14 protein-coding genes are annotated in these 15,408 nt (G+C 66.4%); 6 read left to right on the top strand and 8 right to left on the bottom strand.

Going from position 1 to position 15,408, the window contains the following annotated elements; translation table 11 throughout:
* Window positions 1-19: 19 nt before the first annotated feature.
* Window positions 20-349 (bottom strand): ArsR/SmtB family transcription factor, encoded by a 330-nt coding sequence (locus tag ACWDUA_RS00435; RefSeq protein ID WP_449749037.1) that lies wholly within the window; start codon window positions 347-349, stop codon window positions 20-22.
* Window positions 350-839: 490 nt separating this feature from the next.
* Between ACWDUA_RS00435 and ACWDUA_RS00440 the strand changes: the two genes are divergently transcribed.
* Window positions 840-1,856, top strand: a complete 1,017-nt coding sequence (locus ACWDUA_RS00440; protein ID WP_449749038.1) for an alpha/beta hydrolase — start codon at window positions 840-842, stop codon at window positions 1,854-1,856.
* A 54-nt stretch (window positions 1,857-1,910) separates the two neighbouring features.
* On the opposite strand, the gene ACWDUA_RS00445 is transcribed toward ACWDUA_RS00440, so the two are convergent.
* Window positions 1,911-3,167, bottom strand: a complete 1,257-nt coding sequence (locus ACWDUA_RS00445) for an NADH:flavin oxidoreductase/NADH oxidase family protein (RefSeq protein WP_449749039.1) — start codon at window positions 3,165-3,167, stop codon at window positions 1,911-1,913.
* Between the two features lie 218 nt (window positions 3,168-3,385).
* Here ACWDUA_RS00445 and ACWDUA_RS00450 point away from each other — a divergent pair, with 218 nt between their 5' ends.
* The 3 genes from ACWDUA_RS00450 to ACWDUA_RS00460 all read left to right on the top strand — a co-directional run bounded on the left by ACWDUA_RS00450 (window position 3,386) and on the right by ACWDUA_RS00460 (window position 5,718).
* Complete coding sequence (locus tag ACWDUA_RS00450; RefSeq protein ID WP_449749040.1) at window positions 3,386-4,168, top strand: hypothetical protein; 783 nt, start codon at window positions 3,386-3,388, stop codon at window positions 4,166-4,168.
* A gap of 20 nt (window positions 4,169-4,188) precedes the next feature.
* Window positions 4,189-4,749 carry a nuclear transport factor 2 family protein gene (locus ACWDUA_RS00455; protein ID WP_449749041.1) on the top strand — a complete coding sequence of 187 codons (561 nt, stop codon included), beginning with the start codon at window positions 4,189-4,191 and terminating at the stop codon, window positions 4,747-4,749.
* Window positions 4,750-4,881: 132 nt separating this feature from the next.
* The gene (locus ACWDUA_RS00460) at window positions 4,882-5,718 is read left to right on the top strand and encodes an SDR family NAD(P)-dependent oxidoreductase (protein ID WP_449749042.1); all 837 of its coding nucleotides are present in this window, start codon (window positions 4,882-4,884) and stop codon (window positions 5,716-5,718) included.
* 92 nt (window positions 5,719-5,810) lie between these two features.
* Here ACWDUA_RS00460 and ACWDUA_RS00465 read toward each other — a convergent pair whose 3' ends face one another.
* From ACWDUA_RS00465 to ACWDUA_RS00490, 6 genes are read right to left on the bottom strand one after another with little or no spacing between them, the layout of a single operon-like run.
* The gene (locus ACWDUA_RS00465) at window positions 5,811-7,691 is read right to left on the bottom strand and encodes an acyl-CoA synthetase (RefSeq protein WP_449749043.1); all 1,881 of its coding nucleotides are present in this window, start codon (window positions 7,689-7,691) and stop codon (window positions 5,811-5,813) included.
* Window positions 7,692-7,722: 31 nt separating this feature from the next.
* Entirely contained in the window at window positions 7,723-8,670 is a 948-nt protein-coding gene (locus ACWDUA_RS00470) for a fumarylacetoacetate hydrolase family protein (protein WP_449749044.1), read from the bottom strand.
* A complete protein-coding gene (locus tag ACWDUA_RS00475; RefSeq protein ID WP_449749045.1) occupies window positions 8,667-9,797 on the bottom strand; it encodes a VOC family protein in 1,131 nt (376 codons plus the stop codon). The genes ACWDUA_RS00470 and ACWDUA_RS00475 overlap by 4 nt, the downstream gene beginning before the upstream one ends.
* The gene (locus tag ACWDUA_RS00480; RefSeq protein WP_449749046.1) at window positions 9,794-10,561 is read right to left on the bottom strand and encodes a hypothetical protein; all 768 of its coding nucleotides are present in this window, start codon (window positions 10,559-10,561) and stop codon (window positions 9,794-9,796) included. The genes ACWDUA_RS00475 and ACWDUA_RS00480 overlap by 4 nt, the downstream gene beginning before the upstream one ends.
* A 22-nt stretch (window positions 10,562-10,583) precedes the next feature.
* Window positions 10,584-10,958, bottom strand: coding sequence for a DoxX family protein (locus tag ACWDUA_RS00485; RefSeq protein WP_449749047.1), 375 nt, complete (start codon window positions 10,956-10,958; stop codon window positions 10,584-10,586).
* A gap of 34 nt (window positions 10,959-10,992) precedes the next feature.
* Window positions 10,993-12,759 (bottom strand): FAD-dependent monooxygenase, encoded by a 1,767-nt coding sequence (locus ACWDUA_RS00490; protein WP_449749048.1) that lies wholly within the window; start codon window positions 12,757-12,759, stop codon window positions 10,993-10,995.
* 333 nt (window positions 12,760-13,092) lie between these two features.
* Here ACWDUA_RS00490 and ACWDUA_RS00495 point away from each other — a divergent pair, with 333 nt between their 5' ends.
* Window positions 13,093-14,400: an oxidoreductase gene (locus tag ACWDUA_RS00495; RefSeq protein WP_449749049.1), complete on the top strand. Its 1,308-nt coding sequence runs from the start codon at window positions 13,093-13,095 to the stop codon at window positions 14,398-14,400.
* Entirely contained in the window at window positions 14,397-15,326 is a 930-nt protein-coding gene (locus ACWDUA_RS00500; RefSeq protein WP_449749050.1) for an SDR family NAD(P)-dependent oxidoreductase, read from the top strand. Before ACWDUA_RS00495 ends, ACWDUA_RS00500 begins: the two co-directional genes overlap by 4 nt.
* The last annotated feature ends 82 nt before the right edge of the window (window positions 15,327-15,408 follow it).

Below are 15,408 nucleotides of genomic sequence, written 5' to 3' on the forward strand. Positions count from 1 at the left end.
CAGGGTGTGGAATGTCGCGCTATCCCGCCGATTCCGGCGATTCCGCGCGACAGCGCTGCGCGCCGGAGATATCCGATTCGAGGGCTCCGACAAGGCGCGTCAACAGATCGAGCGCAAAACCGGTGCGCGCCTCACACATCCGGCGCGTACCCACCTTGGTGATCTCGATGAGACCCGCGCGCGCGAGCAGGCCGAGGTGGTGCGACACGGCCGGACGGGACAGCGTCGACGACGCGGCCACCTCGTTCACCGTGAGCGGCCCACCGGCCACCAAGGTCACCAGAATCGCCTGCCGATGAGGGTCCCGCAGGGTCTCGAACAGCGGGATGCACTCGTTCAGCAACGACATGCTGGGAAGATCCGAGGCCGATCCGGCCGCATCCGCCCCTCCCACGTGATCGGCACCCCGTGGTCGAACCGGGGTCGTGGCTACACGAGGGATGTCGACGTCACCATCAGCCACGTTGGTCACCCTATCCGTCCATGTCGGTTCCGCGTACTCTACGCGACGCGCAACAGGCCACTTTCCGCATGCCGCGTCGGCTACGTCACGTCGTCCGCACCTTCCCAGTGTAGAAGCGTCGAAACTGTTTGACATATCCTTCGGGATGCCCGACCCTACTTGGAGCGCCGCCGGGCGCATCCCTCCCGGACGACCGGAGACCGGGATGCCGACGGCGCCAACCGACTCCGTGGTCGCCGGGTGCGCACACGTCGTATCCGTCGGCATGTACAGCGAGGAACAGCACGTGGTGAATCAGACTCCGATCACCGGGTCGCCATACCCGGTGCATCGACCGGCCAGGACCGCACGCCGGTCCGGATTGATCCTTCTGACGATGATCGTCTTGATGGCGGTGGCCGGTTCCATCCATCCCGGCGCGGCACGGGCGTGGGGTCCCCCACCCAAGGATGCCAAGACATTTCGCCAGGACCGCATCGACGGCTACGGAATGGGCGATCCCCTGGTCCGGACGTGGGCGGCCGTCGGGGTCGACGTGTCGAAGGCACCCACCATCGTCTTCCTCGACGGCCTTCGCGCTCGAAACGACTTCAACGGCTGGGAGATCGACACCAACGTCGCCTATCTCTCCAAGCGCGGATACAACGTCGTGATGCCGGTGGGCGGAGAGTCGAGCTTCTACGCCGACTGGACCCGGGCGAGCACGTCGGCAGGTCAGAAATCGGCCTACCGTTGGGAATCGGTTCTCACCAAGAGCCTTCCGGCATACCTCGACAAACGAGGCTTCCACAACCGGACACTCGTCGGGCTGTCGATGTCGGGATCACAGGCCGTGATGATCGCGAACGACCATCGGGACAAGTACGCGCGGGCCGTGTCCATCGCGGGCATGCTGCATCCCACGGCGACGTGTCCGATCAGCTCGGTCACCAGCTGGGATGCGGTGACCTACACGATGTCCCAGTTGAAGATCTGCGCGCTGGGCATGCAAGGACTGCTACGCCTTGCCGCACTGGACGCCGGCCGATACAACCTCGACGACATGTGGGGCTTCTATCCCAACACCCGTGCACTCGACAACGATCCGACTCTGCAACTCCTGCAAGGGAAGCTGCGCGGACTCCACCTCTGGGTCTACTCGGGAAACGGCGTGTGGGGAGACCACCAGCCCCGATCCGACGACGCCCTGACCTACTACAAGACCGGCCTGGACTCCTCGGCCATCGAACTGCTGGCGAAGGCCCAGTCGAAGAACTTCGCCGATCTGTCAACGGGACTCGACAGCGGCGTGACGCTGCGGACCCACTTCCCGGCAACCGGGACGCATGCGTGGGGGTACTGGGAAGAAGAGATCTGGTACATCGCAAGTCAGGGCTGGTTCAAGAACGGGTGATGCCGACGGACGCCGGGTCGACCCGGCGTCCGTCGACGGCTCGGTGCGGGCCGGTCAGGCCCGGCGCGGGACCAGCGCCCCCGGACCGTGCCGCCGAATGGTGAACACCAGCGACGCGATGCCACTCGCCTTCTGAAGGCTCTTCCCACGGCCCACGCGGTACATCTGCAGTTCGTACCAGTTGTTGGCGAGGATCTTGCCCATCGATCGGTCCAGCGCCGGGATGTGTGTGGTGATCCAGGGCAGGTCGACGGTGCCGTGCCACTGTTGTCCGAGCACACGATTGGGCAGGTCGGGCATCAGGACGAGCGGCCGGGCCAGACCGACCAGGCCCGAGTACCCCTCCACGACGGCCTGCTCCATGTCGGCGGTGGAGCGAAACCCTCCGGTCAGCGCGATCGGCGTGTCGACGAGTTCCGCGAGCCGCCGCGCATAGGAGCGGAAGAATGCCCCGTGACCTGCCGTGGCCCCACCATTGGCGCCCTGCATGGTCGGCCGCTCGCTGGTGCCGCCGGAGATGTCGATGACGTCGACACCGAGTTCGGACAACCTGGTGGCCACACGAAGCGAATCCTCCTCCGACAGACCACCGTCCACGCCGTCCGACGAGTTCAGCTTCACGCCCACCGGGAACTCCGGCCCCACCTCGGTGCGGATCCCCTGGTAGACCTCGACGAGGAAACGCATCCGGTTCTCCAGGCTTCCGCCGTACTCGTCGGTGCGACGATTGTCCCTCGGACTCAGGAACTGATTGGCGAGATAGCCGTGGGCGGCATGGATCTCGACTCCGGTGAACCCCGCCTTCTTGGCGATCCCGGCGCTGGTCACGAATCGTCGGACCACACCGCCGATCTCGTCGACGGTGAGTTCACGCGGCGGGACGAAGTACGGTGCGAGCCGTCCACCGATGGGAACCGCGCTCGGCGCCACGGGATGGTCGTTGATCGTTCGCGGAGACTGTTTACCCGGATGGTTGAGCTGCATCCACAACTGGGTCCGGTCGGCCGTCCCCGCCTGCGCCCACCGCCGGAGGAGATCCAGGTCGCGCTCGTCGTCGACCGCGACATTGCCCGGCTCACCGAGGTGGTCGCGATCGACCATCACGTTGCCGGTGACGACGATGCCGGTGCCGCCGCGCGCCCATTGCTCGTACAGGTGGATGTGATACTCCGTCGGTGCGGCGTCGCGCCCGGCCAATGCCTCGTTCATCGCGGACTTGAAGAACCGGTTCTTCGTCACGACGCCGCACGGCAGCGTCAACGAGCTGCCGAGCGGATTCTGTACAACCGGGCGGTTCGGTGCGGTGGACATCTGGACTCCCATCAATAGACCAAGCGTTCAAACGCTTCGACGCACTATCGATGCTAAGTCGGAGATCGACCACTATTGCTCTTTATTGAACACCAGTGTTCAATGTAATCAGTCACATCCAGCGAATTGTCGGCATCGGGTCACACCTGCAGCCGCCCGAGGGCTTCCGCCAGCGCCCGGGTACTCGATCATCGCCGACCGCGAAGGGCAGGAAAGCCATGTCACATGTTCACCGCACCACATCGATGGTGTCGCCGCTGATGCTCCGCAAGGACCTGACACGCGAGCACGCGACCACCCACTGGCGCACCCGACACGCCGATCTCGTCCGCAGGCTTCCCCACGTCGTCGAGTACAACCAACTCCACTTCTCGGCAACCGACCACGGCTACTGGCCGGCGACCGACACGGTCGGGACGGTAGTCCCTTCCGACTGGCGTGTGGACGGATGCTCGGAACTCCGGTTCACCAGCACCCTCGGCTGCGCTCGGACCGGAGTGAAGGCACGTCCGGTGTACCTCGACGAGCACAACGCATTCGAGCGCGTCGTCGGCCAGATGACCGTACCCAGTGGCGGCCGTTGGTGGACCGACGGACACGACACCGCCGTCGGCCACCGCACCGTGGTGTGGCTACGTCGACGCCGAGGGGTGGGCAGCCTGACGTTCCGTCGTCACGTCTACGACACACTCGCACCGGCGCTTCACTCCGCGGGGGCACGTGATCTGCGCGCCTATGTCTTCACGCCCTACACCAAACTGGGAAATGTCTCCCCTGGCGTCAGCCACGACTATCCGGTACAGCATCGATTCCACGCCGCCCTGATCATCGGCGCCGACAGTCGAGAGCACTTCCACGACCTCGTGCAATCACAGGACGTCGCACCGATCGTGGACCGGCAGGCATGCGTCCTGTCCGCCGCTCACGCCTACGGCGTCGAACGAACCGTCCCGGTCGTCCCGGGCACGGTGGGGCAGATGAACGAGGCGGAGCGCCCGTGACCCACCCCGAAGAGCCATCCATGGCCGGCACCGTATCCGCGTCCGACCCCGAGCCCCGATTGCGGCGACTCGAAGCGGCAGAGGAGATCCGTTGCGCCATCACGCGATACACCCAGCTGATGGATGCCGGGCTGATCGACGACCTGATGGAACTCTTCATGGACGATGCGCGATTCCTGTCCACCAACGAACCTCCGGGAACCGGCGGATCGAAGTCCCTCCAGGGCCGCGACGAGATCGAAACCCACTACCGGGGACTACCGTTCGGCTGGTTCCGCCATCACATCGCGAACACCGCCGTCGACGTGTCGCCGAGCGCCGATCACGCCGAGCTCTCGAGCTACTTCATCACCGCATTCCCCGGCGGAGTGCAGGGCGGTCTCTACGAGGTCGGGTTCCGCCTCGACACCGCGTACACCTGGCGTATCCAGCGGCTCCAGATCACCTCGAGCTGGGGGTGGGGAACCAAGGAGACCGGCTTCCACTACTTCGAACAGCTCGGGGACAGGACCTTTCGCGGCGGCCACCCGGTCGTGTGGAACGAGACCGTCCACGACCCACGAGACGGGCACCGGGTCTGAGACACGCACCGGACATGGGGCGGGGCACGAGATCTCCCACCCGGGATCGGATCGGCGAGAAGCCCGGCCGCCAACTCGGCCGAACTCCACACCGTGAACACGACAGATGGCCACAGAAGGAGCACAACGACAGTGACGACATTTTCTGGAAAGGTCGCGGCCGTGACGGGAGCGGGCTCCGGGATCGGCCGCGCCCTGGCGGTCGAACTGGCCGCGCAGGGATGCCATCTCGCGATCGCCGACGTCGACCGCGCCGGCCTGGACGAGACGGCCGCGGCCCTGCGAGGTCGCGAGGTGAGCGTGACGACGACGGTACTCGATGTCGCCGATGAGACCGCAGTCCAGCTGTGGGCGTCGGACGTGGTCGACCGGCACGGTCGGGTCGACGCGGTGTTCAACAACGCGGGTGTCGGCCTGTCGGGGACCGTCGCCGGTCTCGGCATCGATCAGTACCGGTGGATCATGGACATCAACTTCTGGGGGGTTGTGTTCGGCACCAAGGCTTTTCTGCCGTATCTGGAAGTGACCGGTGGCCAGGTGGTCAACACGTCCAGTGTCTGGGGCCTCACCGCGCTACCCCTGATGAGCGGATACAACGCGAGCAAATATGCGGTGCGGGGATTCACCGACGCCTTGCGCCAGGATCTCGAGCTCACCGGCTCACGGGTCTCGGCGACATGCGTCTACCCCGGCGGCATCAAGACGAACATGAACCGTTCCGCCAGAATCGATCCCAGCACATCGGCGGCTACCGGGAGGTCCGACGAGGACGCCCTCGCCGAGATGAACCGATTGCTGATCACCAGTCCGGAGCGTGCTGCGCAGACCATCCTCCGCGGGGTCGCCCGCCGGAGACGCCGTGTCCTCATCGGACCGGATGCACGCTTCTACGACCTGATCTCACGCATTGCACCGGCCGGCTACCAATCGCTGTTCGTCGGGCTCGCCCGACGCCGCAGCGTCGGCTGACCATCACCGACGACACCGTGGCCCCCATGATCGCTCATGGGGGCCAGGAGTCGATGCGTCGGTTCACCGCGCGGTGGCGCCGGGACGCCCGACTACGCGAAGCCCCAGTGCAGCGGAAGCCTGTCGAGTACCTCGTGCACCGCGGGCCGGATGTCCGCCGCAGCGGCGACCGTGACCGTGATCGCGCCGTCAGCGACATCGGCGACGACCGTCCGCGCGACCCCACTCAAGCCGGCTTCCCGAAGACGTTCCACCACAACATGTTCGGTCGCATCCCTGCGCAGCGCAGGCTTGTACGGCTTGCCCACATCTGTGACCGGCAATGCATCCACGACATGCACCGCCTTGGGCAGCGCCGCCTTCTCCGGAACGCGTTCGCGTAGCCATTCGAGCAGGGCGCTCTCGGTGACATGCTCGGTCAGGGTCACGAACAGCACCGGCACCTCACCGGCGTGTTCATCGGGGCGTCCCACCGCATTGGCGCCGTTGATCGCAGGGTGTTCGAGGGCGGCGTCCTCGATCCCCCCGGGATCGATGTTGTGTCCGCCGCGGATGATCAGATCCTTTGCCCTGCCGACCAGATAGACGAAGCCGTCGTCGTCGATCCGCGCGAGGTCCCCGGTGCGCAGCCAACCCTGCACCAGCTTCTCGGTGTCGACGCCTCGCCCCCCGTCCGATCCGGTGGAGAGATAGCCGGGGAACACCGTGGGACCGGCGATGCAGAGCTCACCCACCGCATCCGGTCCGGACAGATCGACACCTGTGGCCGGATCGACGATCTTGAGATCCTGGTACGGAAATCGTTGCCCCACCGAACGATCCCTGATGTATCCCGGGAAGTTCCGTGCACTGCCGCAGGTGGCCTCGGTCAGTCCGTAGCCTTCACACAGCGGGACACCGGTGCTCGACTCGAATGCGGTCCGCACGGCGGCCGGCAGCGCCGACGCGCCGACGATCGCGAATCGCAGGGAGCTGATGTCGGCATCGACCGGGATCTGCGCCAGCACCGAGTACACCGTGGGGACTCCCGACAGCGTGGCGATCCGGTACCGCTCGATCAGCTTCCAGAAGACCCCGTAGAGGGGCACATCCCGGAATCCGAGCGGCCCGGCCCAGACCACGTGCTGCCCCTTGTACAGCGGTGCGAGGGTGGTCACGATCAGTGCGTTGACATGGAACAGTGGCAGCGCGGCAAAGATGTTCGCGTCCGCGTCGAGGTCGGTGTTGGCCGCGATCATCCAGGCGTTGGCGACCTCGTTGCCGTGAGTGTGCACGGCGAGTTTGGGTGCACCCGTGGTCCCGCCGGTGTGGAAGTAGGAGGCATGGTCGGTGGCGACCGGACCAGGTCCGGGCAGTCGGTCACGGGTGCCGGCCTGCAGAAAGTCGTCGAGATGGCCCACGACGATGCCGCCGACCGGCTCGAGCGGTGTGCGATCCGGATGTGGAGCTGTCGGCGTCAGGGCAAGGAGTGCGGTGACCGTCGGCGTCGTCGCCGCCAGCTCACGGGCCAGTTCCCATGCCGCGGAATCCAGGTCGGGCCCGGACGCGATGATCACACTGCTCCCCGAAGCGGTGATCAGCGCCTGCGCATGGGCCGCGTGCATCGCCGGGTTGATCGGCGCGGCGATGCCGACCGCCTCCGCGGCCAGCAGACATACCTGCAGTTGGGCGGTGTTGGGGGACAGCAGGGTCACCGCATCGCGACGGCCGACTCCGAAGGAGGCCAGCAGGTGGGCGATCGCGTGGACGTCCCCGAGCAACTCGCCGAATGTGCGCGATCGTGGTTCGGTCCACTGGTCCGCGTCGGGAAGATGGGACACCGCCACCCGGTCGGGCCAGAGCGCCGCGGCACGCGCGAGGAGCTCATATGTCGAGTTCGGCAGACCTCGTGCCGACAGGGGGATCTCCTCGATGGCCGGAAGATCGGTGTAGCTGTCGTACGTCGGCCAGACGATGTCGGTGGCTGTGGTCATGTGGTCGCTCCCAGATGTCGGGCGGATGGTTTCAGTCGAGGTATCGGACGACGGTGCGCTGGCGGCCGAGATCGATCGACGAGTCCGCCGTGGCGATCCGGAGTTCGACGACGTCCCCGTCCGCGAGGTAGTCGGGATTGGCGGCCTGGCGGCGGAAGAACGCCTTCCACTTCGCCTGCGCCGGAAGCAACGAACCGATGATCTCGATCGGCTTCGGCGGTGCCGACAACGCCGTACCCACCGGTGTACCGGTCAGCAGCAGATCACCGGGGTCGAGGCGCTGGAATCCCGACAGGACGTTGAGGGTCTCGACCGGGCTGCTCACCATGTCCCCACGCACGATCCCGTCCTGACGGATCTCGCCGTTGACCCACAGCTGCAGGCGCAGGTCGTCGAACCTCGCCCATTCGTCCCGGCTCAGCAACACCAGTCGCGGCCCGACCGGCGTGAACGTGGGATACGATTTCGCCTCGTAGAACTGCGTTTTCGGCAGCTGGATGTCCCGTGCACTCACGTCGTCGGTGATCACCAACCCGGCCGCATAGGACCCGAGGTTCTCCGCGGTGATCGCGGTGCCGACGGGGACCGTCCGTCCGAACACGATGCCGATCTCCACCTCGTAGTCGAGAAGCCTTGTATGAGAGGGCTTCACGATGTCGTCGAACGGACCGGAGATCGACCCGGACGACTTCCGGAAGAAGGTCGGGGTCAGGTGGTCGGGGTCGATCCCGGCGTCGCGGGCATGGCTGGCGAAGTTGGTCATCTGCGCCACGACGCGGCACGGTGCGGTCACCGGTGAGCACAGATCGAGGTCACCGACAGGGACGGCCTCCCCCGCTGCGGCCGGCAGGTCACCGGTGGCGAAGACGTCGGCGGACAACAGTTCCCCAGTCGTCGTCGCATCCGTGTCGAGGGGTAGGGCCCCGTCGGCGGTCTCCATCCACCACCGGTCGGCGGTGCGCAGGATCGTCACAGTCATGAGCGTGCAACTTTCAGTAGTCCGAGCAAACGGTTGACGTCGAATTCGTTGTCGCTGTGGAGGAGTGCGCCGATGACCTCACGCAGCATCTGCGGTGAGGGCGTCGCCTCCAGGAAGTCCATGGTCACCGCGGGGCCCCACTGTGCGAGGCCGCCGGCACCCATCTGTGCCCATCCGGCAGGCACCGTGTTGTCGAACAGGTCCCCATCGGCGAAATGCTCGACCATGAGGCGGTCCGGATCCCGCCAGTAGTCGAAGATCTGGCTGCCCTGGTTGTGCCGACCGATCCCCCAGGCGTGGTGGTGGCCCTGATCGGCGAGATGGGCACCGCCGGCGGCGACCGCATCGAGGTCGGCGACCTGATAGGCCGAATGCACGTACCGGGAGCGCGGACCGAGTGTGATGGCGATCGTGTGATGATCGGCCGGAACCGATCCACGGTCGCAGCGGACGAATGCCATGCTGGGTCCCCGTTCGCGCTGTCCGGGGAAGAACAGGTAGTCGCTGACGATCAGCCCGAGGTTGTGCAGATACCAGTCGAGCACACCGATGAAGCGCGGCGATTCGATGACGAGGTGTCCCAGCCGCTCGACGGTGGCCGGTGCCCGTGGGGGTCGCTGCACGCGGTTCACCCTCGATGCGAGTCCGGCCTGGTTGAGGATCAACGGTTCTCGTTCGGGCAGTGCCGACAGTTCGGCGACGTCGGCCACCACGCGAACCGGGGTGCCGTCCGGATCGTGGAGCAGCACGTGCCGACAGCCCAGTCCGACGTCGGTGCGTACCGTGGCATCGTTCGCGCGGGCGACCCGGTGCAGATCGGCGACATCGGCTGCACGAAATGCCGGTCCGACGAACCGCGATCGTGACGACTTCCGGATGACCGCGCAGATCGATCCCGCACGGCTGCCCCGCAGGTGCAACTCGGTCTGGGTCCGATAGGCGATGCCGAACCCGAAGTCACGCGCGAAACGTTCGGCCCGATTCAGGTCAGGCTTCTCGAATTCGAGCCAGGCCAGGTCGACAGCCTTGATCACCGGGTCGGGATCGCGATCGGCGCGCTCGCCTCGCAGCGCACCCTCGTCACTGTGGAGACCGGCGTGGACATCGGTTGTCGCGGGCACGGTCATCGTGCGCTCCGTTCTGAGATTCGGATACCCGGCACCGTCTGCTCGACGCCGAAGGCGTGGACGCCGGTGACATAGCTGCTCTGTTCGGCGACGACGGGTGCGAGCTCGTCGGAGTGGATGATCTCCTGGAGGTGATCGCGATCGTCCGCGCCGAAGACCACCGCGCCGTTGTAGGCCCGGTACGACGGATGTCGGTGTGAGACACCGGGGGTGGGGTGGAGATAGGGAGACCATCGGAGGAATCCGTAGGTGCGCAGGTCGCGCGCACCCGCCCGGTACAGGGCGGGTCCCAGCCGTTCGTGGACGAACGACCGGAATTCGCGGGACCGGGTGAGCCGGCGCCGCCGCAGGAACAGGACGGTGCGGGTGGAGATGTCCTCGTCGAGTCCGGTTGTCCACCACCGGCCGCCACCGCTTCCGGTCATCAGGCCGATCACATGCTCGAAAACATTCTGCTCGTCACGGAACACCTCGCCCATGTGGCGCGGTACCCGCACCGCACCGAGTGCACCGGGGAACCGGGTCTCCGCGATCCCGTCGAGCTCCCAGTCCGACGGGATGAGCGTACCGACTCCCGTTGTTGCCGGCCAGAATCCGCGATCAGAGGTGGAGAAGTGGTGTTGGTTGTACTCGAGGATCAACGGGAGTCGCCGGACGATGTCGCGGTGCGTTCCTCGCCAGTACTCCTGCGCGGCGGGACGTGCGATGTCCTGGCGTAGTCGGACGGGCATGACCGCCGAGGTGGTGTGGATGAACTCCGCCATGGGATTCGAACCTCCTGGGTTTCTACAGCGGCTGCAGGTCGAGTCGGCCCCACAGCACGAAGACCGCGGCCGCGACGAGCACGAGCGTGACCGGGACCTTCACGAACTCGCGGTACCGGAGGTCGACGACGGTGGCGCCGGCCATCACCACCGCGATCCCGCCGGCGGCGAGGATGGTCAGACCGGGCAGGACGCCCGTCGCGGCGGGAACGACCAGTCCGATCGCACCGGCCAGTTCGGCGAGCCCGACGAGCCGTACGCCGACCGGTCCGAACTCGTCGACCCATTCTCCGAGGGTGTCCCGGAGTGCTCCGATCGGCTTGACCAGCTTGAGTATTCCGGTACCGGCGAAGACGATCGCCAGGATGATCTGGACGGTCCACAGGGCCGCGTTCACGACATCACCCCGTCGCTTCGGGAACTGCGCTGGTTCACCGGACACAGGCTCCGCGGATGGTGTCGACGACCCGCAACGGATCGGCCGGGATCTCGTTCCCCCGCCAGGCCACGTGCTGATCCGGTCGGATCAGCACCAGATCGCGCTCGTAGAGCCGGCGGGCCCCGGGGTCGCGGATGTCGACCACGGTGACCGGAACACCGCGTTCGGTCGCGGCGGCGATCAGCGGGTCGGTGTCGACATCGGCGAAGCGCAGCAGTGTGAAACCCGAGGCGAACAGGTCGAAGATCGCGCGCCCGTCCTCGAGGAAGACACTCGGGGGACGGACACCCGGTCTGGTTCCCGGCACGTAGACATCGGTCCGGTACGCAGGTGCAGAGGAACCGTGCTCGTGACAGATCGCCGGTGATCGGTCATAGCGGTAGCCGAATTCGATTCCCATCGCCTCGTTCTCGAGGTTGCCCAGATCGCTGATCTCCCGTCCGATCCGACGGCGCGTGCGTTCACCGCTCCACCCCTCACCGTGCATGGCGCTGCGGAAGGTCGACATGATCGCCGCGCGCACCAGGCTGTGCCGGCTCGCCGCCTCGCGGTTGCGCAGTGCCACATGTCTGCGCTCGGCGCCGTATGCGGTGAGCAGCCCGGGCGCACCCCACCCCTGGAGTCGGGCAGCCAGCGCCCACGCCAGGCCGGCCGCGTCTCCGACGCCCGTGTTCATCCCGTATCCACCGGTGGGAGTCACCTGGTGAACTGCATCTCCGGCGAGCCAGATACGTTCTCTGCCATAGGATCGGGCCACGGTCAGCCGCGGGGTCCACGCATTCGCCACCAGGACGTGCATGTCGAATCGCAGTCCGAGACGCTCCTGGACGAACTCGCGTGGATCGATCGTCGAGGCGTCGACCCCGACCCCGAGTGGCGCGTGCAGGGTGAAGATGTCCTCGTCGTTCTGGGAGATGAGCGCCCAGCCCTCGGGGGACTGCAGATGCCAGGCCGCCGAGAGGAGTTCGGCAACTCCTCGGTCGGAGGTGGTGAAGTGCACCAGGTAGAACCGGCCGTCCGGTGGAAGCTCTCGGCGAGCGGCGTACTGCCGCACGATGTTTCCGACGACACGTCGCACGCCGATCTCCTTGCACACCAGCGTGCGCAAGTCCACCTCGTCGAGTTCGATGCCCAGGTGGCGACGCACCAGACTGCCCGCGCCGTCACAACCCACGAGGTATTGCGCGGTGATGGTGTGCCGCTCACCGGCGGTGCTGCGGAGATACGCCACCACACCGTCGGCGGTCTCGTCGATCGATTCCAGCGACCATCCGTACTGCAGATGGACACGGCGCGAACGTGCCTGGATGAGATCGCGAAGGGCCGGCTCGAGGAGAACCTGCGAGACGCGCATCGGTGGTTCCAGGGGCAGAGTGCCGTCGGCGCAGCCCTCGATCCGTTCGCGGGTCCGGTCGACACTGCCGTAGACGAACGACGCCAGTTGCCATCCCGCCGCTTTCGTCACCCAGGACACGGTGGTCGGCCGATCGGAGGCGATGGCGACCTTGCGCAGCTCATCGGCGATGCCGAGGCGCCGATACAGTTCCATGCTCCGCCCGTTGGTGATGTCCATCTTGGGATGGCGGGTGGTGTCGGTGTTCCGCTCGATCACGACGGCGTCGATCCCATGGTGCTCGAGTTCGAGCCCCATGGTGAGGCCCACCGGCCCGCCTCCGACCACCAGCACGGAGGTCCGGTCGGGCAGTTCCGGACGCGGTCGCGCGTCGGCTCCCTCTGCCATCACCAGGGGATGAGTCATGCCAAGGCCTCTCGTAGACGTGGATCACATTCGCCGGATCACAACGATCGACTTCGATTTGAACACATATGTTCAATCCGGGTCAAGAATGTCTCACAGATGGGCCCAGAGTGGTCGACATCATGCTCATTGACACTCGACTCAGTCTTGACAGGCAGCGAAAGTACACACTTGCTCAACCTCGAACAATATTGTTCACTGAACGGCGTCCGATGGATGCCGCCCACGCATCCGCCCGATAGTGATCCGGCAGGAGTCGAGGCCGATGACAGTGCAGCCCGCACCCACCCCAACCGCAGACGATGAACCGAGACCGATCCGGGAAACCCAGCGATGACCGCCCCCACAACGATTCTGCGAACACCCATGCAGATCGGCACCCTGACCGTACCCGGACGCGTCATCAAGTCGGCCACCAGCGAAACACGTTCCAGTGAAACCGGTTTCGTGACCGACGAGCTCCTGGAGTTCTACGAACCGATGGTCCGTGCAGGCACGCCGATGATCATCACGGGCAACCTCTACGTGTCGCTGCAGGGAAAGTCGGCGAATCGTCAGTGCGGGATCGACGCCGACGACAAGATCGCCGGCCTGCGAGAGTGGACCGAACTCGCCCATCGCGGAGAGAGCGCGATCATCGCGCAGCTCAACCACGGTGGTCGTCAGATCGCCGTTCCCGCGATCCCGAACCAGCGCACCGTCTCGGCGTCGGCGGTCCGCGAACCTCTCTACGGCTCCCGGCCAAGACCCCTACGGCTCGACGAGATGCCGCTGATAGCAAGATCTTTCGCCGATGCCGCAGAGCGCGCGCACAAGGCGGGATTCGACGGCGTGCAGATCCACGCCGCACACGGCTACCTGCTCAACCAGTTCCTCACACCACACACCAACCGACGCACGGATGCCTACGGGGGCACGGTCGACCGTCGGATGCGCCTGCTCCGCGAGGTGTTCGGCGCGATCCGCGAACGCGTCGGCGACGAGTACCCGATCCTGATGAAGGTCAACGGAACCGACGCGCTGCCCCTGCGGCGCGGAGCATCCCTCGACGACATGGTCCACGTGGGCAAGGTGATGCAGGAGGAGGGTCTCGACGCGATCGAGATCTCCCGCGGCCACTATGAATCGTGGCCGGGCAATGTCCTCGGCCGGTTCGGCGGATTCGTCAAGGCGGAGGTGGCCGAGGGGTCGGCGATGGGTCTGCCGGCGTACCGCCGCTGGGCCATGCGGGCCACCGCACCGGTGACCGAACGGGTCGCCGACCGGATCGCCCCGATCACCGAGGGTTTCAACCTGCCCCAGGCCGAGCGGTTCACGGCGTCGCTCTCGATTCCCGTGATCTGTGTGGGCGGCTTCCACACCGCGGCGGCGATGGCCGCCGCGATACATACGGGTCGCTGCGATGCGGTGTCCGTCGCGCGTGCCTTCGTCGCGGATCCGCTTCTGTACCAGCACCTCGACACCCCGGACCAGAACGCCCCGGTGTGCGGCTTCTGCAACGGGTGCATCGCCCGGCACGGCGGTATGCCCATCACCTGCTACAGCGAACCCATCCGCGGACGCCGCGATCGCATGCTGGCGCTGCTCGCCGCAGAGTCCCCCGACCCCGATCCGTCAGCAATCAAGGAGATACAGCAATGACCTTCGGACGCAGCAAGAGCCCCATCCAACTCACCGGAACATCGGTCGCGGTCACGGGTGCCGCGGGCGGGATCGGCAAGGCGATCGCCACCGCTTTCGCAGCACAGGGCGCACGGGTCACCCTCGGGGACCTCGACGGCGACAAGGCCGCAGCGGCCGCCGCCGACATCGGTCACGGGGCCGTCGGCGTCGCCCTCGATGTCAGCGACACCGATTCGTTCACCTCGTTCCTCGACCACGCCGAGCAGACGCATGGCCCGCTCGGGGTCCTGGTCAACAATGCGGGGGTGGACTGGATGGGAGTGTTCCACGACGGCGACGACGCCATCTCCCGGCGGGAGCTCTCGGTGAACCTGATGGGACCGGTGATCGGATCACGCCTGGCGCTACGGCGGATGCTCCCGCGGCAGCAGGGGCACATCGTCAACGTCGCCTCCGGTGCGGGTCGGCTCCCCCAGCCGGGCAGCGCGGTGTACACCGCGACGAAGCATGGGGTCGTCGGCCTCACCGAGTGTCTGGACCTGGAGTACCGCAAGAGCGGGGTCCGGTTCTCGCTGCTCCATCCCGGCTACATCGACACGGCGATGACCGAGGGCACGTCGCGGCCCTCCCCACTCGTGCCGGCCGCAACCCCTGACGACTGCGCCGATGCGGTGGTGAAAGCCGTGCAGCACAACATCTTCAATGTCTGGGCGCCGGGCGATCTGGGATTCTCCATCAAGTTGTCCCAGATCGTCGGCCGGCGCATTCGCGATCGGGTTCTCCTCGCCACCCGGGTCGACAAGATCGCCGAGAAGGTCGAACCCACGGCCCGCGCCGACTACTACGACCGTGCATTCAGGACCACCACGCGGACCGGCGCCGAGCCGGCCACCGACGAGCCCTCCGACGAAGACCTCTCCACCGGACCCCGTGGACGAGTCTGACGGCACCCCGCCACGACCTGGGTCACGGTGACCGGCCGTATCGGCCACCCGGCGCCGGTTCGCCGTGGGTGGGCGGAGACCA

The sequence above is a fragment of the Gordonia sp. NPDC003376 genome (genome assembly GCF_053589235.1).